This window comes from Pseudomonas sp. GW821-FHT01E10 (assembly GCF_059422365.1).
In genome coordinates, this window is sequence record NZ_JBWKWT010000004.1 from 239,512 (window position 1) to 258,591 (window position 19,080).

At 60.4% G+C, this 19,080-nt stretch carries 14 protein-coding genes; 8 read left to right on the plus strand and 6 right to left on the minus strand.

Annotated features, from left to right (window positions below; all coding sequences use genetic code 11):
• Nucleotides 1–18 precede the first annotated feature (18 nt).
• Entirely contained in the window at nt 19–456 is a 438-nt protein-coding gene (locus AC07V0_RS10150) for a universal stress protein (RefSeq protein WP_007933196.1), read from the plus strand.
• A 79-nt stretch (nt 457–535) separates the two neighbouring features.
• Here AC07V0_RS10150 and AC07V0_RS10155 read toward each other — a convergent pair whose 3' ends face one another.
• Nucleotides 536–2,458: an ATP-binding cassette domain-containing protein gene (locus tag AC07V0_RS10155; protein WP_018925314.1), complete on the minus strand. Its 1,923-nt coding sequence runs from the start codon at nt 2,456–2,458 to the stop codon at nt 536–538.
• Between the two features lie 213 nt (nt 2,459–2,671).
• Between AC07V0_RS10155 and AC07V0_RS10160 the strand changes: the two genes are divergently transcribed.
• On the plus strand, nt 2,672–4,600 hold the full coding sequence (locus AC07V0_RS10160) for a transglycosylase SLT domain-containing protein (protein WP_086945120.1): 1,929 nt from the start codon (nt 2,672–2,674) through the stop codon (nt 4,598–4,600).
• 79 nt (nt 4,601–4,679) lie between these two features.
• Here AC07V0_RS10160 and AC07V0_RS10165 read toward each other — a convergent pair whose 3' ends face one another.
• Nucleotides 4,680–6,464: an ABC transporter transmembrane domain-containing protein gene (locus AC07V0_RS10165; RefSeq protein WP_086945156.1), complete on the minus strand. Its 1,785-nt coding sequence runs from the start codon at nt 6,462–6,464 to the stop codon at nt 4,680–4,682.
• Between the two features lie 267 nt (nt 6,465–6,731).
• Between AC07V0_RS10165 and AC07V0_RS10170 the strand changes: the two genes are divergently transcribed.
• Nucleotides 6,732–6,911, plus strand: coding sequence for a PA1571 family protein (locus AC07V0_RS10170; RefSeq protein WP_018925311.1), 180 nt, complete (start codon nt 6,732–6,734; stop codon nt 6,909–6,911).
• A 91-nt stretch (nt 6,912–7,002) separates the two neighbouring features.
• Here the strand turns inward: AC07V0_RS10170 and pdxB are convergent, their stop codons facing one another.
• Nucleotides 7,003–8,145, minus strand: coding sequence for a 4-phosphoerythronate dehydrogenase PdxB (gene pdxB, locus AC07V0_RS10175; protein ID WP_064619101.1), 1,143 nt, complete (start codon nt 8,143–8,145; stop codon nt 7,003–7,005).
• A 214-nt stretch (nt 8,146–8,359) separates the two neighbouring features.
• Between pdxB and AC07V0_RS10180 the strand changes: the two genes are divergently transcribed.
• Entirely contained in the window at nt 8,360–9,769 is a 1,410-nt protein-coding gene (locus tag AC07V0_RS10180; RefSeq protein WP_086945122.1) for an MATE family efflux transporter, read from the plus strand.
• Between the two features lie 47 nt (nt 9,770–9,816).
• On the opposite strand, the gene tusA is transcribed toward AC07V0_RS10180, so the two are convergent.
• Together tusA and rlmM are read right to left on the minus strand one after the other, a co-directional pair.
• Nucleotides 9,817–10,068: a sulfurtransferase TusA gene (gene tusA / locus AC07V0_RS10185; RefSeq protein ID WP_007907805.1), complete on the minus strand. Its 252-nt coding sequence runs from the start codon at nt 10,066–10,068 to the stop codon at nt 9,817–9,819.
• Between the two features lie 77 nt (nt 10,069–10,145).
• Nucleotides 10,146–11,219, minus strand: a complete 1,074-nt coding sequence (gene rlmM, locus AC07V0_RS10190) for a 23S rRNA (cytidine(2498)-2'-O)-methyltransferase RlmM (protein WP_018925308.1) — start codon at nt 11,217–11,219, stop codon at nt 10,146–10,148.
• 222 nt (nt 11,220–11,441) lie between these two features.
• Here rlmM and acnA point away from each other — a divergent pair, with 222 nt between their 5' ends.
• From acnA to AC07V0_RS10205, 3 genes are all read left to right on the plus strand, one after another.
• A complete protein-coding gene (gene acnA / locus AC07V0_RS10195) occupies nt 11,442–14,183 on the plus strand; it encodes an aconitate hydratase AcnA (RefSeq protein WP_018925307.1) in 2,742 nt (913 codons plus the stop codon).
• A 112-nt stretch (nt 14,184–14,295) separates the two neighbouring features.
• Nucleotides 14,296–15,087, plus strand: coding sequence for a CPBP family intramembrane glutamic endopeptidase (locus tag AC07V0_RS10200; RefSeq protein WP_018925306.1), 792 nt, complete (start codon nt 14,296–14,298; stop codon nt 15,085–15,087).
• A gap of 107 nt (nt 15,088–15,194) precedes the next feature.
• Nucleotides 15,195–16,760 carry a methyl-accepting chemotaxis protein gene (locus AC07V0_RS10205; protein WP_018925305.1) on the plus strand — a complete coding sequence of 522 codons (1,566 nt, stop codon included), beginning with the start codon at nt 15,195–15,197 and terminating at the stop codon, nt 16,758–16,760.
• Nucleotides 16,761–16,859: 99 nt separating this feature from the next.
• On the opposite strand, the gene AC07V0_RS10210 is transcribed toward AC07V0_RS10205, so the two are convergent.
• Entirely contained in the window at nt 16,860–17,534 is a 675-nt protein-coding gene (locus AC07V0_RS10210; protein WP_495019552.1) for an alpha/beta family hydrolase, read from the minus strand.
• 111 nt (nt 17,535–17,645) lie between these two features.
• Here AC07V0_RS10210 and ccoN point away from each other — a divergent pair, with 111 nt between their 5' ends.
• Nucleotides 17,646–19,070, plus strand: a complete 1,425-nt coding sequence (ccoN, locus tag AC07V0_RS10215; RefSeq protein ID WP_007942213.1) for a cytochrome-c oxidase, cbb3-type subunit I — start codon at nt 17,646–17,648, stop codon at nt 19,068–19,070.
• Nucleotides 19,071–19,080: the final 10 nt, after the last annotated feature.

Genomic DNA, 19,080 nt, shown 5'->3' on the forward strand with positions numbered 1-19,080 from the left:
CCTCAGGAGGAGCACCTCATGCCCTACCACCATATTCTGGTCGCTGTAGATCTAACCGAAGAGTGCGATCCTGTAATCCACCGCGCCCGCGAACTTTCGGTGAGCAATGGCGCAAAGCTGTCCCTGGTGCATATCGTCGAGCCGATGGCCATGGCCTTTGGCGGCGACGTGCCGATGGACCTTTCCCAGTTGCAACAGCAACAGTTCGATCAGGCCAAGGAGCGCCTTGAGCGATTGATCCTGAAATACCCGGAGCTCTCCAAGGAATACAGCCACTTGACCTACGGCCAGCCGCGACAGGAGATTCACCATCTCGCCAAGGAGCAAACGTGCGACCTGATCGTGGTGGGCAGTCATGGCCGGCATGGCCTGGCACTGTTGCTCGGCTCCACTGCCAATGACGTGCTGCACGGCGCGCCTTGCGATGTACTTGCCGTGCGCCTGCAAAAAAGCTGACAACAAGCAACAATAAACCCCTTACGAAAAGCCCGGCATTCACACGAGTGAAGCCGGGCTTTTTTTATAGCCGGATCAATCAGGCATCCAGTTCGGCCCAGCGCTCGACCATCACGTCGAGTTCAGCCTGTAACTGCTCAAGCTGAGCGATCACTGCAGCCGTCTCGGCAGGAGGACGCTGATAGAAGCCGGCGTCCGCCATCTGCGCTTCAACCACCGCGATCTGCTGTTCCATGGCTTCGATCTGGCCAGGCAAGGCTTCCAGCTCACGCTGCAACTTGTAGCTGAGTTTCTTTTTCGCCACCGGCGCTGGCGTTTCCACTGCAGCAACCGGCGCAGGTTCGGCCGTCACGACAGCCGAATTCAGGTCGGCTTTGCCGGACTTGCTCTCGGTCACACCCAGCAGGCGCGGCGAGCCGCCCTGACGCAGCCAGTCCTGATAACCGCCGACGTACTCGCGAACCTTGCCTTCACCTTCGAAGACCAGGGTGCTGGTGACCACGTTGTCGAGGAATGCCCGGTCGTGACTGACCATCAGCACAGTGCCGTTGAAGGTCAGCAAGACCTCTTCCAGCAGTTCGAGGGTTTCCACGTCGAGGTCGTTGGTCGGTTCGTCAAGCACCAGCAGGTTCGCCGGCTTGCTGAACAGTTTCGCCAGCAGCAGACGCGCTCGCTCACCACCGGACAACGCCTTGACCGGCGTGCGGGCACGCTGCGGGCTGAACAGGAAGTCGCCGAGGTAGCTCAGTACGTGACGGCTCTGGCCATCGATATCGATGAAGTCGCGACCTTCAGCGACGTTGTCGATCACGGTCTTTTCCAGGTCCAACTGATGGCGCAACTGGTCGAAATAGGCCACGTCGATGCGCGTCCCCTCTTCCACTGTGCCGCTGGTCGGTTGCAGACCGTTGAGCATCAGCTTCAACAGCGTGGTCTTGCCGGTACCGTTGGCGCCGAGCAGACCGATGCGGTCGCCGCGCTGCAGGACCATCGAGAAATCCTTGATCAGGAACGGGCCGCCCGGGTGAGCGAAGCTCACATTCTCGAGCACCATCACCTGCTTGCCGGACTTGTCGGCGGTATCGAGCTGAATGTTGGCCTTGCCGGTACGCTCGCGACGCTCGCTACGCTCGACGCGCAGGGCTTTCAGTGCACGGACACGGCCTTCGTTACGGGTGCGACGCGCCTTGATGCCCTGGCGGATCCAGACTTCTTCCTGGGCCAGTTTTTTATCGAACAGCGCGTTGGCGGTTTCTTCAGCGGCCAGTGTGGCCTCTTTGTGCACGAGGAAGCTGGCGTAATCGCCGTTCCAGTCGATCAAGCCGCCGCGATCCAGTTCCAGGATACGGGTTGCAAGGTTCTGCAGGAATGAACGGTCGTGCGTGATGAACAGTACGGCGCCCTGGAAATCCTTCAGCGCTTCTTCAAGCCAGGCGATGGCACCGATATCCAGGTGGTTGGTCGGTTCGTCGAGCAGCAGCAGGTCCGGTTCGGAAACCAGCGCCTGAGCCAACAGGACGCGACGACGCCAGCCGCCGGACAATTCGGCGAGGGTCTTGTCGGCAGGCAACTGCAGACGGCTCAAGGTGCTGTCGACCAGTTGCTGCAAGCGCCAGCCATCTCGGGCTTCGAGGTCGTGCTGGACGTGCATCAGCTTGTCCAGATCGGCGTCAGTGACGATGTTCTGGCTCAGATGGTGATATTCGGCAAGCAACGCACCAACGCCGTCGAGGCCTTCGGCGACCACGTCGAACACGGTCCGCTCGTCGGCTACCGGCAATTCTTGCGGCAATTCACCAATCTTGAGGCCAGGTGCGCGCCAAACGGAGCCATCGTCGGGCTTCTGGTCGCCCTTGACGAGCTTCATCATGCTGGACTTGCCAGTGCCGTTGCGGCCGATGATGCACACCCGCTCACCACGGGCGATCTGCCAGGACACCTTGTCCAACAACGGCATAGCGCCGAAAGCAAGGGACACATCGCTGAATTTGAGCAGGGTCATGAGCTTCTCCAAAAACCGGGCGCGCATTCTACCTGACTTGAGGCTACAGAAGGCCGGCAATTTCAATGTCGAAGCACTCTGCACAACAATTGTTGCGAACTTATGCTGGCATGTCGGCAAAGCTTTCACCCGCTGCTGGCAAAAGGCTAAGCTACATATAATTAGGTGCCGGTCTTACCAGCACTTGTCATAATTTTTCTGCCCGGATGTCTCATGCGCAGTCGCCTTTTCAGTCTTTTTTCATGTTTGCTTCTTACAGCCGCTGCCGTTCAATCCGCCCAGGCGGTAGACCTGTCTACCCAACGCCAGTATTACGACGAAGCCAAGCGTGCCTTGGCCAAGGGCGATTCCGGCCCTTATTTCCGTTATAGCCAGGCGCTCAGCGATTATCCGCTGACCCCCTACCTGGCTTATGACGAACTGACCGCGCGGCTGAAAACCGCAAACAATGCCGAAATCGAGAACTTCCTCGCCGAACACGGCGACCTGCCACAAGCCAACTGGATGAAATTGCGCTGGTTGCGCTGGCTGGCCGAACGCGGCGATTGGGAAACGTTCGTCAAATATTATGACCCCAAGCTCAATTTCACCGAACTGGACTGCCTGAACGCGCAGTATCAGATCAGCCATAACCGTAAGACCGAAGGTTACGCCAACGCCGACAAACTCTGGCTGAGCGGCAAAACCCGGCCCGAGGCATGCGATGCAGTGTTCGGCATGTGGGCCGCCGATGGTCAACTGACTGAACAGAAACGCTGGGAACGCACCAAGCTCGCCGCCCAGGCCGGCAACTACCCGCTGGCCAACAGCCTGATCAATGGCCTGACGACCCTCGCCCCGCGCGGTCGCCTGCTGGTGGATGTGGCGCAGAAACCCGAACTGCTGAATCAGCCGTCGCGCTTTACCCCGGCCGATGAGCCGATGTCCGACATCGTCAGCCTTGGCCTGCGCCGCCTGGCCCGTCAGGATCCGGACAGGGCCATGGCCCTGCTCGACGGCTACGCCAGCAGCATGCACTTCTCCCGGGACGAAAAAGTCGCGATCGCCCGGGAAATCGGGCTGACCCTCGCTCGACGTTTCGACAGTCGCGCGCTGGACGTGATGACCAAATACGACCCGGAGCTGCGGGACAACACCGTTTCGGAATGGCGTTTGCGCCTGCTGTTGCGTCTGGCCCGCTGGGACGATGCCTATCAGTTGACCCGCCGCCTGCCTCAGGACCTGGCCACCACCAACCGTTGGCGTTACTGGCAGGCTCGCACCCTGGAGTTGGCGCAGCCACAGAATCCGCAAGCGCAAACGCTTTACAAGGGCCTGGCTCGCGAACGCGACTTCTACGGTTTCCTGGCGGCCGACCGTTCGCAATCACCTTATTCGCTGATCAACAAACCGCTGGTGCTCAGCCAGGCGCTGATCAACAAGGTGCGCAATACCCCCGGTGTGCGCCGCGCGCTGGAGTTCCATGCACGCGGGCAGATCGTCGACGGCCGACGCGAGTGGTACCACGTCAGCCGGCACTTCAGCCGTGATGAAATGGTTGCCCAGGCGAAACTGGCTTACGACCTGAAATGGTATTTCCCGGCGATCCGCACCATCAGTCAGGCGCAGTACTGGGACGACCTGGACATCCGCTTCCCGATGGCTCACCGCGATACCCTGGTGCGTGAAGCCAAGGTCCGTGGCCTGCACTCGAGCTGGGTGTTCGCGATCACTCGTCAGGAAAGCGCCTTCATGGACGACGCCCGTTCCGGCGTTGGCGCCAGCGGCCTGATGCAACTGATGCCCGGCACCGCCAAGGAAACCGCGCGCAAGTTCAGCATTCCCCTGGCCTCGCCGCAGCAAGTGCTCGATCCGGACAAGAATATCCAGCTCGGCGCCGCTTATCTGAGCCAGGTCCATAGCCAGTTCAACGGCAACCGCGTGCTCGCCTCCGCTGCCTACAACGCCGGCCCCGGCCGCGTGCGTCAATGGCTGCGCGGCGCCGACCACCTGAGCTTCGATGTGTGGGTGGAAAGCATCCCGTTCGACGAAACCCGCCAGTACGTGCAGAACGTGCTGTCGTATTCGGTGATCTACGGCCAGAAGCTCAATTCACCGCAGCCGCTGGTGGATTGGCATGAACGTTACTTTGACGATCAATGAGCCTGCTTTGAAACGCTGACAAAAATGCCCGCATCGATTGATGCGGGCTTTTTTTATGGTGCTCGACTTGGTCGGTTACTTATTCGGTTACTTGGTCGGTTGGGGCATGGAGCCCATCACTAAACTGCAACGCAGCCAATCGCGCATACAACGCATTGCTCGCAATCAACTCCTGATGCGTCCCCACCGCCACCAGTTTCCCTTGGTCCATCACCGCGATTCGGTCAGCGTTTTTCACTGTCGCCAGTCGATGGGCGATGACCAGTGTGGTGCGGTTTTTCATCAGGCTGGGCAGGGCTTGCTGGATCAGGTGCTCACTCTGGGCGTCGAGGGCGCTGGTGGCTTCGTCGAGCAGCAGGATCGGCGCGTCCACCAGCAGCGCCCGGGCGATCGCCAGGCGTTGGCGTTGACCGCCGGACAAACCGAGACCCGCGTCGCCGAGGTGGGTCTGGTAGCCGTTGGGCATTTGCTCGATGAAGTCGTGGGCGTAGGCAATTTTGGCGGCTTCCTGGACCTGGGCCAAAGTCGCCGTCGGGTGGCCGTAGCGAATGTTCTCTTCGATGCTGCCGAAGAACAGCGCCGGGGTTTGCGAGACGAGGGCGAAGCAGCGACGCAGGTCCAGAGGGTCGAGTTGGGTCAGCGGCACACCGTCCAGCAGGATGCGTCCTTCAGCGGGGTCGTAAAAGCGCAACAGCAGGTCATACACCGTCGATTTGCCGGCACCTGACGGCCCGACCAGAGCGAGCGTTTCGCCGGCATTGATCGTCAGACTCAAACCATCGACGGCATAGCTCTCAGGACGCGACGGGTAGGAAAAGCGCACATCTTGCAGCACCAGATCGCCCTTCACCCGTTCAGGCAGGGTCACCAGCCCATGGGTCGGTGGCTGGATGATGTTTTCCGAACGCAACAGCTCGGCAATCCGCTCCGCCGCCCCTGCTGCTCGCTGCAGTTCGCCGATCACTTCACTCAATGTGCCGAAGGCGCCACCGACGATCAGGCTGTAAAAGACGAACGCTGCCAACTCACCCGCGGAAATCCGCCCGGCGATGACGTCCATTCCGCCGACCCAGAGCATCACCCCGACCGCGCCCAACACCAGCAGGATCACCAGGGTGATCAACCAGGCTCGCTGGAAAATGCGTTTGCGGGCGGTATTGAAAGCCTCTTCCACGGTCGCGGCAAAACGCTGCTCGTCCTGCACCTGATGGTTGTAGGCCTGAACGGTTTTGATCTGACTCAGGGTTTCGGACACATAACTGCCGATATCGGCAACCCGATCCTGGCTCTGGCGAGACAGGGTGCGTACCCGGCGGCCAAAAATCAGGATCGGCGCGACCACCAACGGCAATGCGACCACTACGATGCTGGTCAGCTTGGGGTTGGTGATAAACAACAAGACAATCCCGCCGATCACCATCAGCCCGTTGCGCAGGAACAGCGATAGCGAAGAGCCGATCACCGATTGCAGCAGCGTGGTGTCGGCAGTCAGTCGTGACTGGATCTCGGAGCTGCGGTTGTCTTCATAAAAACCCGGATGCAGATAGACCAGGTGGTTGAACACCCGACGGCGAATGTCCGCGACAACGCGCTCGCCAATCCACGACACCAAGTAAAAGCGCACAAAGGTGCCAATCGCCAGACCGATCACCAGCAACATGAACAGGCCGATGGATTGATTGAGCAAATGCGTCGACTGGGTCATGAAACCCTGATCCACCAACAGGCGAATCCCCTGCCCCATGGACAAGGTGATGCCGGCAGTGACAATCAACGCCAGCAAGGCGCCGAAGGCCGGCCAGCGATAAGGCGTGATGAAACGGCTGGCCAGGCGAATGGCGCGGCGGTGACGGGCAGAAAGCATGAAGATCATCCGAAGGCGTAACCCATGGTTTTGACCCGATCAAGCCTACACTGCTCAATCGGATTGAACGCTGTAAATCACAATGAGTCGGGTTAATTATGACCGCCTAGACTAGTGGCTAGAGAATATTGGTCTAAAGTCCGGGTGGAAACATCAGGGTATTTCTGATGGACTGAAGAGGCCGACCTGAAAGATCGCAGGGAATTGTCACAGCCCGGTCACCTGGCGGTTTTACAGTAAGCGCACAACCTGATGAGGAGACAGGCCATGTCCTTGCAAAACAGCAGCGATGACAAGATACAAGTGATCCGCACACAGCCAGACCAGTCTCTGGGTTGCTCGATTATCGATGAGGATGGGCGTGAAGTACCGATCACTGAAAGCATGATCCAGGACGCTTGTCGCGAACTGGAAAAGCGATTGGTCAAGCCTGCCGAACAAAAGTGATATAGCCACCGTCTTCTTGACCCGGCCCTGTTGGCCGGGTTTTTTATGGGTGCCTGTTTTGTGTGGCTTTTGTAGGGATCCGGTCAGTTTGCTAGGCCGAGGTTGCGCCTAAGGCCGCCACGATCTGCTGCAACGCCGGCGAATGCCCTTCAATTCGCACTTTCAACCCATCGATCTCACGCCGCAGCGGGTAATGCTTGCGCAGCGCATCGAACGCCGCACGCTGTTCACTCACATTGCCTACGAGGCTGCGACGGAAATCCGCGTCATCACGGCGCGGGTCGTACACGCCACGGCACAACATCGCCAGCGCCCAGGCCGGATCGGTATCAGCATTCAACGTAACAGCCGACAGCCATGGCGCTGGCAGCAAATCGTTCAGGCTGACCTGTTCCGGTTGCCCAAGAAATTTGCAAAACGCCTGATAGATCTGCGCCGTCCCGCGCTGTTTGCCGTCGAGGCTGTAGCCGGCAATGTGCGGCGTCGCGATGACACACAACTCCGCCAGCGCTACATCGACTTCAGGCTCAGCCTCCCAGACATCCAGCACCGCTTGCAGATCTTCACGTTGCAACAGCACCTGACGCAGGGCGGCGTTGTCGATCACCGGGCCACGACTTGCGTTGATCAGCCAGGTGCCGGGTTTGAGTTGGTTCAAACGGTTTTTATCGAACAGATGCCAGGTTGCCTGAGGGCCTTGCTTGTCCAGCGGCGTATGCAGGCTGATGACATCGCATTGCTCGATGATCTGCTCGAGACTGACGTAATCGCCCCCTTCAGCGGCTTGCCGTGGCGGATCGCAAACCAGCACATTCCAGCCCAGGCCTTGCAGAACCTTGACCAGCCGCCCGCCCACCTCGCCGGCGCCGACCACGCCGTAAGTGCGCTGAGCCAGGTCGACCCCTTCGATTTCGGCCAGGGTCAGCAGACTCCCCAGCACGTAATCGACCACACCCCGGGCATTGCAGCCTGGCGCACTGGACCAGGTGATGCCGGCCTGCTGAAAGTAGTCCAGGTCCAAATGATCGGTGCCGATGGTGCACGTGCCGACAAAGCGCACGTTGCTGCCTTCGAGCAATGCACGGTTGACGTTGGTCACTGAGCGCACCAGCAGTACATCGGCCTGCTCGACGGTGGCGCGGTCGATGGAACGTCCCGGCACTCGGCGGATTTCACCGAAACCTTCGAAGAAGGCATCGAGCAACGGGATATTTTCGTCGGCAACAATCAACATGGCAGGCTCCTTTGGCGGACCGGCAGTTTAGGCGCAGATGGAGGTGATGGGCCAGCAGGTATTAAGCACCTTAGTCGCCCCCCCCTCTGTGGCGAGGGAGTGGGGGATGCCTGTAAAACCGATTACAAATCCGCAACACAGGATTTTTCCTGACCATTGCGTCAAGGCGTAGAATGCGCCGCCTCGCGCATCAAAATCCTTTGGACGTTTCGCCTTGAATTCCGTGACTGCCCCCACCGCCGCTATTTCCCTCAACCGCCCGGCCCGGGTTCGCCTGGAGCTGAAAAACCTGCTCGGCCTGGCGTTGCCGATCATGATCGCGCAACTGGCGACCACCGCCATGGGCTTCGTCGATGCGGTGATGGCGGGACGGGTCGGGCCTCGCGATCTTGCGGCCGTCGCGCTGGGCAACTCGATCTGGGTGCCGGTGTTTCTGTTGATGACCGGTACGCTGCTGGCCACCACCCCGAAAGTCGCTCAGCGCTTCGGTGCCGGCACTCACAGCGAGATTGGCCCGATCGTGCGTCAGGCCTTGTGGTTGGCGCTGGTGGTGGGTTTGATGGCGACCGGCCTACTGTTCAGCGCCGAACCGATCCTGCATTTCATGAAGGTCGATCCCGAGCTGATCGGCCCGTGCATGCAGTACCTGCACGGCATCGCCAGCGGCCTGCCCGCCGTCGCGTTCTATCACGTATTGCGCTGTTTCAGTGATGGCCTGGGTCGCACGCGTCCGGCCATGGTCCTTGGTTTGTGCGGGCTCGCGCTGAATATTCCGCTCAATTACATTTTCATCTATGGCCACTTTGGTGTGCCGGCGATGGGCGGTGTCGGCTGCGGCTGGGCCACGGCAATCGTGATGTGGGTGATGGCGCTGGGGATGGCCGGCTGGGAACGCTGGGCACCGGCCTATCAGTCGAGCCAGTTGTTCAGCCGATTCGACTGGCCGCAGTGGGCAGTGATCAAACGCTTGCTGGGCATCGGCCTGCCGATCGGCATCGCCGTTTTCGCCGAGTCGAGCATCTTTGCGGTGATCGCCCTGCTGATCGGCAGCCTCGGCGCCACTGTGGTCGCCGGGCACCAGATCGCCCTGAATTTCAGCTCACTGGTGTTCATGATCCCCTACTCCCTGGGCATGGCCGTGACCGTGCGGGTCGGCCAGGCACTGGGCCGCGAAGAACCACGCGAAGCACGCTTCGCCGCCGGAGTCGGCATGGGCACGGCACTGGCTTATGCGTGTATTTCCGCAAGCATGATGCTGTTGCTGCGTGAACCCATCGCCGCGATCTACACCGCCGACCCGACGGTGATTCACGTGGCCGCGATGCTGATTGTGTACTCGGCGCTGTTCCAGTTTTCCGATGCGATCCAGGTGACGGCGGCCGGTGCACTGCGCGGCTATCAAGACACGCGAGTGACGATGATCCTGACGCTGTTCGCTTATTGGGGCATCGGTTTGCCGGTGGGTTACGCCTTGGGCCTGACCGATTGGTTCGGCGCGCCGAGCGGCCCGAGCGGGCTGTGGCAGGGTTTGATCGTCGGTTTGAGTTGCGCGGCGCTGATGCTGTCGATCCGCCTGGCGCGCAGCGCACGCAAGCGAATCCGCACCAGCCGTTCGGCCGGTTAAGCGAGCGCAAAAAAAGGGCCTGCACATGCAGGCCTTTTTTGTGCCCGTTAAGCGAGCTTCTTGCGGATCCAGTACAGGTAGGTGCCTGCCTCTTCGTGCTGCGCCACCAACTCGTGGTCGAGGAACACGCAGAACTTGGGAATGTCGCGACGGGTCGACGGGTCGGTGGCGATCACCTTCAGCAGGCCGCCAGGCACCAGGTCACGGATGTGCTGGTGCAGCATCATCACCGGTTCCGGGCAATTGAGGCCGGTGGCGTCGAGGGTGCCGTCAACCGGCGTATCGATCATTTCACTCATGGTTTACTCCTGAAACTTGCCGGCATTGTCGCGCATTGCCGGGTGTTCGGTCACCTGTGGGAGCGGGACCGTATGAATCAGCGGGATTTCGGTTTTTTCACGTCAAGCCGGCGCAAATGGCAGGTCACTTCTTCACGGTCGTGATACAGCTGCTTGCAGCCGATTTCAACCCGAATGCCCCGCGCCTTGAACCCCTCGGCAATACGCTCCAGCAAGCGCTTCACTTCGGCATAACGCTGTTTCATCGGCAGCTTGAGGTTGACCACCGCTTCCCGGCAATGCCCCTCGCCAATCCATTCTTCCAGCATCGCCGCGTTGCGCGCCGGCTTCTCGACGATGTCGCAGACCATCCAGTCCACCGGCTGTTTGGGCTTGAAGGTGAAACCGTCGGCCATCAAGTGCTGCACCAGACCGGTATCCATCAGGCTTTCGGCCATCGGGCCGTTGTCGATGGCGGTCACCAGCATGCCGCGGTTGACCAGTTGCCAGGTCCAGCCGCCAGGGGCGGCGCCGAGGTCGACACCGGTCATGTCGCTGTGCAGACGCTCATCCCACTGGTCGCGGGGAATGAAGTGATGCCACGCCTCTTCCAGCTTCAACGTCGAACGGCTCGGTGCTTCACGGGGGAACTTCAGGCGCGGAATGCCCATCGGCCACATCGCCGAGTTGTTCGACTCCGCCAGCCCCATGAACACTTCGCGGCCGCTCTTGAAGGTCAGCAGCAGACGCGGCTTGTTGGGGTCTTCCACCAGTTTGCCGGCCGCCATCAACGCCTTGCGCAGGTGCACTTCAAACTTCTTGCAGAAGTTCGACAGCTCTTTGCCATCGTTGGTGTCGACCATTTCCAGCCACAGGCTGCCGCACAGCGGGAAGTCCGCCATGTGGGCGAGGATCACGCTGATGCGGTCGGTTTCCGGCAGATCAATAAAGATCCCACGGGCCCACTGGCGCGGGAAGATCAGGTCGGCGAAACGCTGGCCACGCATCAGGCGTTCGGCGCCGTCTTCTTCGGTGCAGATGAATTCGGCATAGGCGCTGGCGGTTTTGGCCTTGGCATAACCGGCCACGTTCAGCCGCGCGGCATGTTCGGAAATCTCGGAACAGACTTCGCCTTCGAAGCCCGGTCGGCAATGCATAAAGAGGGTGTTCATTCTTACTCCTGGGCAGTTGGCGGAAAAATTGCGCCACTGCGCGATGCCCAGGCTTGCGTTGAAGCAAAGCCTGTCACGAAAACCGGCGCATGATAGCCGAGTTCGGAACCTTGGACTTGCCCTTAGGGTCCAGTTATTAGCCTTAAGCACCAAACAGGACTAGGTTTAAACATCTGCCCGTCCCTCAGTCCGTAGCCGTGTGGACTTAAAGGAGTCATTTCAATGCCGTCCCTCGATAGCCTGAAAACCCTTAAAACCTTACAAGTCGACGACAAGACCTACCACTATTTCAGCCTGCGCGAAGCCGCCAAGAGCCTGGGTGATCTCGACAAGCTGCCCATGTCGTTGAAAGTGTTGCTGGAAAACCTGCTGCGCTGGGAGGACGAGAAAACCGTCACCGGCGCCGACCTCAAGGCGATTGCCGCCTGGCTCAAGGAGCGTCGCTCCGACCGCGAAATCCAATACCGCCCCGCACGGGTATTGATGCAGGACTTTACCGGCGTCCCGGCCGTGGTCGACCTGGCCGCCATGCGCGCCGCCATGGCCAAGGCCGGTGGCGACCCACAGCGCATCAATCCGCTGTCGCCGGTGGACCTGGTGATCGACCACTCGGTGATGGTCGACAAGTTCGCCAGCTCAAGCGCCTTCGAACAGAACGTCGACATCGAAATGCAGCGCAACCACGAGCGGTACGCCTTCCTGCGCTGGGGTCAGAGCGCCTTCGCCAACTTCAGCGTGGTGCCGCCGGGCACCGGTATCTGTCACCAGGTCAACCTTGAATACCTAGGACGCACGGTCTGGACCAAGGATGAGGACGGCCGCACCTATGCTTTCCCCGACACCCTGGTCGGCACTGACTCCCACACCACCATGATCAACGGCCTCGGCGTACTCGGCTGGGGCGTCGGCGGGATCGAAGCGGAAGCGGCGATGCTGGGTCAACCGGTGTCGATGCTGATTCCGGAAGTGATCGGATTCAAACTCACTGGCAAGCTCAAGGAAGGCATCACCGCCACCGACCTGGTGCTGACCGTCACCCAGATGCTGCGCAAGAAAGGCGTGGTCGGCAAATTCGTCGAGTTCTACGGCGACGGCCTCGCCGACCTGCCGCTGGCCGACCGCGCGACCATTGCGAACATGGCTCCGGAATACGGCGCCACCTGCGGCTTCTTCCCGGTGGACGAGGTGACCCTGGAGTACCTGCGCCTGTCCGGCCGTACCTCGGAAACCGTGAAACTGGTGGAGGCCTACAGCAAAACCCAGGGCCTGTGGCGCCTGCCCGGCAAAGAGCCGGTGTTCACCGACAGCCTGGCCCTGGACATGGGCAGCGTCGAGGCCAGCCTCGCCGGACCGAAACGCCCACAAGACCGCGTCTCGTTGCCGAATGTGGCGCAAGCGTTCACTGACTTTCTCGGCCTGCAAATCAAACCGACCAGCAAGGAAGAAGGTCGCCTCGAAAGTGAGGGCGGCGGTGGCGTCGCGGTAGGCAACGCCGATCTGATCGGTGAAGCGGACTACGCTCACGAAGGCCATACGCATCGGCTGAAAAACGGTGCGGTGGTGATTGCCGCGATCACCTCCTGCACCAACACCTCCAATCCCAGTGTGATGATGGCAGCCGGACTGGTGGCGAAAAAAGCCGTGGAAAAAGGCCTCAAGCGCAAACCCTGGGTCAAGAGCTCCCTGGCCCCCGGTTCGAAAGTGGTCACCGACTATTACAAGGCAGCCGGCCTGACCCAATACCTCGACCAACTCGGTTTTGCCCTTGTCGGTTATGGCTGCACCACCTGCATCGGCAACTCCGGGCCGTTGCCGGAGCCGATTGAAAAAGCCATCCAGAAAGCCGACCTGACCGTCGCCTCGGTGCTGTCGGGCAACCGCAACTTCGAAGGCCGCGTGCATCCGCTGGTGAAAACCAACTGGCTGGCCTCCCCGCCCCTGGTCGTCGCCTACGCGCTGGCCGGCACGGTGCGCATCGACATCAGCAGCGAGCCCTTGGGAAACGACAAGGACGGCCACCCGGTTTACCTGCGAGACATCTGGCCGAGCACCAAGGAAATCGCCGACGCGGTAACTCAGGTGAACACCGCAATGTTCCACAAGGAGTACGCCGAAGTGTTCGCCGGCGACGAGCAGTGGCAAGCCATCGAAGTGCCGCAGGCAGCGACTTATGTCTGGAACAACGATTCGACGTATATCCAGCACCCGCCCTTCTTCGATGACATTGGCGGCCCTGCGCCAGTGGTCAAGGATGTCGAAGGGGCGAAAGTCCTCGCGCTGCTCGGCGATTCGGTAACCACCGACCACATCTCCCCCGCCGGCAACATCAAGACCGACAGCCCTGCCGGCCGTTACCTGCGCGAACAAGGGGTGGAACCACGGGACTTCAACTCCTACGGCTCGCGTCGCGGTAACCACGAAGTGATGATGCGCGGCACCTTCGCCAACATCCGCATTCGCAACGAAATGCTCGGTGGTGAAGAAGGCGGCAACACGATTTACATTCCGACCGGGGAAAAACTGCCGATCTACGACGCGGCCATGCGTTACCAGGCATCGGGCACGCCGCTGGTGGTGATCGCCGGGCAAGAATACGGCACTGGATCGAGCCGTGACTGGGCGGCCAAGGGCACCAACCTGCTGGGGGTCAAAGCCGTCATCGCAGAAAGCTTCGAGCGGATTCACCGTTCAAATCTGGTGGGCATGGGCGTGTTGCCGCTGCAGTTCAAGCTGGATCAGAACCGCAAGAGCCTGAACCTCACTGGCAAGGAAACCCTGGACATTCTTGGCCTGACGGGCGTCGAACTGACTCCGCGGATGAACCTGACGCTGGTCATCACCCGTGAAGACGGCAGCCAGGAGAAGGTCGAGGTATTGTGCCGGATCGATACCCTGAACGAAGTGGAGTACTTCAAGGCCGGAGGGATTTTGCATTACGTGTTGCGGCAGTTGATTGCCTCGTAACGCCTCCGCCGACAACGACACCGCCTTCGGGCGGTGTTTTTGTTTGGGCGGTGTATGTCTCTATAATTGCGCGCCCCAAGAAAACAGGCACCTCCGCCCTCAAGGACTTCAAATGATCGCTCTGCCATGGATCTATCTGGCACTTCTCTCGCTCGGCTACAGCCTGGCTTTGATCTACGGCCATCTCGGCTGGCTGGCTGCCATTTCTTTCGGGTTACTGCTGATCGCCGGTTTCGCCGTTCGCCAACAACAGATCCCCCTCGGCCGCTACCTCGGCCACGGCTTGTTCATCGTCTTGGCGGTGGCGCTGGCGACACACTGGCTTCCCGGTTTCTACAACGGTCGCGCTATCGATCCCCTGCGTTTCACCGACGATGCCGTGCGGTTCGCCATGTACCTGAATCAGGACAAACCCCTGATCGGCTTCTGGCTGTTACTGGTCTGCCCATGGATTGTCGGCCGGCGCTCCCTGCGCCTGTCGGTGTATGCCACCGCCCTCGCCCTGACCGTGAGTGCCGTACTGGCTCTGGGTGGTGCGCTATTGCTGGGGGTGATCAGTTGGGCACCGAAATGGCCGGATCAGGCCTGGCTGTGGATGCTGAACAATCTGTTGCTGGTGACGCTGGTGGAAGAAGCGCTGTTTCGCGGCTACATCCAGGGCGGTCTGAGCCGGCAGTTTAAACACCTGCCTTATGGTGAAAGCCTCGCGCTGGTGCTCGCATCATTGCTATTTGGCCTCGTTCATCTGGGCGCTGGCTGGCAATGGGTGTTGCTGGCCAGCCTGGCCGGTGTCGGCTATGGCCTGGCCTACCGGTTCGGTGGGCTGGGTGCGGCCATCGCCACCCATTTTGGTTTGAATCTGCTGCATTTCGGCTTGTTCACGTATCCGATGCTCGCGGGATGATGACGCAGCGGTCGTTTTGCGACGCGTTACTGATTTATTGAAAAAAAACTTCAATAAATGCCCAACGATGCCGATACACCATCAAAGCCTTGCGGATTGAAAAAGCCATGCGTAACAACCAGCCCATTACACAACGCGAACGGACCTTCCCGGCGCAGCAACGGTTGATTTCCACCACCGATGCCAAGGGCATGATCACCTACTGCAACGATGCTTTCGTCGAAATCAGCGGGTTTTCGCGTGAAGAACTGATCCGTGCGCCGCATAACCTGGTTCGTCATCCCGACGTCCCGTCTGCGGTGTTCGCGCACATGTGGGGCACACTGAAACAAGGCTTGCCATGGATGGGCATTGTCAAGAATCGCTGCAAGACCGGTGACCACTACTGGGTTAACGCCTATGTCACACCGGTGTTCGAAGGCAATCAGGTGATCGGTTACGAGTCGGTGCGGGTCAAGCCCACCGCCGAGCAGATCCGCCGTGCCGAAGCGCTCTACCAACGCATCAATCAGGGCAAGTCAGCCGTTCCTCAAAGGGATAAGTGGTTGCCGGTGCTTCAGGACTGGCTGCCGTTCATTCTGGTCAGCCAGTTGAGCTTCATGATCGGCGCCACCCTGACGTCGCAATGGGGCTTCGCCCTCGCCGCCGGTCTTTCGGTGCCGTTGGGCTTGATGGGCTTGAGCTGGCAACAGCGCGGCATCAAGCGCTTGCTGCGCCTGGCCGAACAGACCACGTCCGACCCGCTGATCGCGCAGATGTACACCGACAGCCGCGGTGCCCAGGCACGCTTGGAAATGTCCATTCTCAGCCAGGAAGCTCGCCTGAAAACCTGCCTGACGCGCCTGCAAGACACCGCCGAGCATCTGAACGAACAAGCGAAACAGTCCGACACGCTGGCCCATAACAGCTCCACCGGCCTGGAACGTCAGCGCGTCGAAACCGAGCAAGTGGCGACCGCCGTCAATCAGATGGCCGCTACCACTCAGGAAGTCGCCAGTCACGTGCAGCGCACCGCCGACGCCACTCAGGAAGCCAATCGCCTGACCGGTCGCGGTCGCGACATCGCAGGTGAAACCCGCGAAGCCATTCAACGCCTGTCGGTGGTGGTCGGTGAAACCGGTCTGACGGTCACTCAACTGGCCAAGGACAGCGACGAAATCGGTGGCGTGGTCGATGTGATCAAAGGCATTGCCGACCAGACCAACCTGCTCGCCTTGAACGCTGCGATCGAAGCCGCCCGTGCTGGTGAGATGGGCCGTGGTTTTGCGGTGGTGGCCGACGAAGTGCGCCAATTGGCGCAGCGCACCAGCGAATCCACCGGGCAGATCCACGCCCTGATCGCCAAGCTGCAACAAACCGCCAGCACGGCGGTGCAAACCATGGAGGCCGGCCATCGCCAGGCTGAAGAAGGTGTGGCGCGGGTATTGGAAGCGGATCAGGCGCTGGTGGGCATCAGCGAAGCGGTAGCCCACATCACCGACATGACCACCCAAATCGCTGCCGCGACCGAAGAGCAAAGTTCGGTGGCCGAAGAAATCAGCCGCAACATCAGCAACATCTCGCAACTGGCTGATCAGACCTCGGAACAGGCACAAAACTCGGCGCTGCTGAGTGAGGAACTGACCAAGACCGCGAATACCCAGTATTCGTTGGTGGAGCGGTTTAACCGCTGACAACAAAGTCAAAAGATCGCAGGCTGCGCCAGCTCCTACATTCGAACGGCGTCCACGCTGTAGGAGCTGCCAAGGGCTGCGATCTTTTGATCTTGCTTCTCACAGAAACCCGGCGACCTTCTTCGCTGCCGCGTCCAAATGCTGCTCATGCGTAAACCCCGAAGCCTTCAACGGCTTCAAATCATGATCCGCCGCCTCAAGCCAGAACACCTCGATACCCGGCGCCAACGTATAAGCCTCAACGGCCTCACGATTGCCCAGCGCATCGCGCTCGCCCTGCACAATCAACGTCCGTGTCTTTAGCGCAGCCAAGTGCTCAACCCGAGGTTTCTCCGGTTTGCCGACGGCATAAAACGGATAACCGAGGCACACCAGCGCATCCGCTTCCAGCTCATCGGCCAAAAGACTGGCCATCCGCCCGCCCATGGACTTGCCGCCAATGGCCAGACGCCCAGTGACATGGCGTCGCACCACGGCGTACACCTCACGCCAGCACTCCAGCAGTTTCGGCGCCGGGTTCGGTGGGCGCTTGCCGCCGTCCACTCGCCGCTGGGCCATGTACGGAAACTCGAAGCGCAGCACGTTGACGCCTTGCGTGGCAAAGCGCGCAGCCATGTCGCTCATCCAGCCGCTGTCCATCGGCGCACCGGCGCCATGGGCGAGAATCAGTGTCGCCGAGGCCGGCACCGAGGCGGCATTCCACAGCCATCCGTGATCCCGCACGCACTGCGCCCATTGATCCCCGTCAATACTGGCCTTGTGCTGTTTGTCCATGCTTGCCTCGCTTTTAGTCTGCCTATAACTCCAGGCGAAGGGAGCGTCTGCCTTGCGCGGCTTACTCGCAAAGACGGGCCCTCACTTCGGCTGAACCGTGGATGGGGAACCATGAACACTTCTATCAGTACCGCCTACAACTACAAGGTGGTCCGCCAATTCGCCATTATGACGGTGGTGTGGGGCATCGTCGGCATGGGGCTCGGGGTTTTTCTCGCCGCCCAGTTGGTCTGGCCCGAACTCAACTTCAATCTGCCATGGACCAGTTTCGGCCGGTTGCGCCCGCTGCACACCAACGCGGTGATCTTCGCCTTCGGCGGCTGCGCGTTGTTCGCCAGTTCGTTCTACTCGGTACAGCGTACCTGCCAGACTCGATTGTTTGCGCCGAAAATCGCCGCGTTCTGCTTCTGGGGCTGGCAACTGGTGATCCTGCTGGCGGCGATCAGCCTGCCGCTGGGTTACACCAGCTCCAAGGAATACGCCGAACTGGAATGGCCGATCGACATCCTGATCACCATCGTCTGGGTGGCGTACGCCATCGTGTTCTTCGGCACGATCATGCAGCGCAAGACCAAGCACATCTATGTCGGCAACTGGTTCTTCGGTGGATTCATCATCACCGTGGCAATCCTGCACATCGTCAACAACCTGGAATTGCCGGTGAGTCTGACCAAGTCCTACTCGCTGTACTCCGGTGCGACCGATGCCATGGTGCAGTGGTGGTACGGCCACAACGCCGTAGGCTTTTTCCTCACCGCCGGTTTCCTCGGAATGATGTACTACTTCGTGCCGAAACAGGCCGAACGCCCGGTGTATTCCTATCGCTTGTCGATCGTGCACTTCTGGGCGCTGATCACCCTGTACATCTGGGCCGGTCCCCACCACTTGCACTACACCGCGCTGCCGGACTGGGCACAGTCGTTGGGCATGGTGATGTCGCTGATCCTGCTGGCGCCGAGCTGGGGCGGGATGATCAACGGCATGATGACCCTGTCGGGTGCCTGGCATAAGTTGCGCAGCGACCCGATCCTGCGCTTCCTCGTGGTGTCCCTGGCGTTCTACGGCATGTCGACCTTCGAAGGGCCGATGATGGCAATCAAGACGGTCAACGCCCTCTCCCACTACACCGACTGGACCATCGGCCACGTTCACGCCGGCGCGCTCGGCTGGGTGGCAATGATTTCCATCGGTGCGCTGTACCACATGATCCCGAAAGTCTTCGGCCGCGAGCAGATGCACAGCATCGGCCTGATCAACGCGCACTTCTGGCTCGCCACCATCGGCACCGTGCTGTACATCGCCTCGATGTGGGTCAACGGCATCGCCCAGGGCCTGATGTGGCGCGCAGTCAACGAGGACGGCACGCTGACCTACTCCTTCGTCGAAACCCTGGTGGCCAGCCATCCTGGCTTCATCGTGCGACTGGTGGGCGGCGCGATCTTCCTCAGCGGCATGCTGCTGATGGCTTACAACACCTGGCGCACCGTGCGGGCCTCGCAGCCTGCCGAAGCCGTCGCTGCCGCGCAGATCGCCTGAGGAGTCCGCC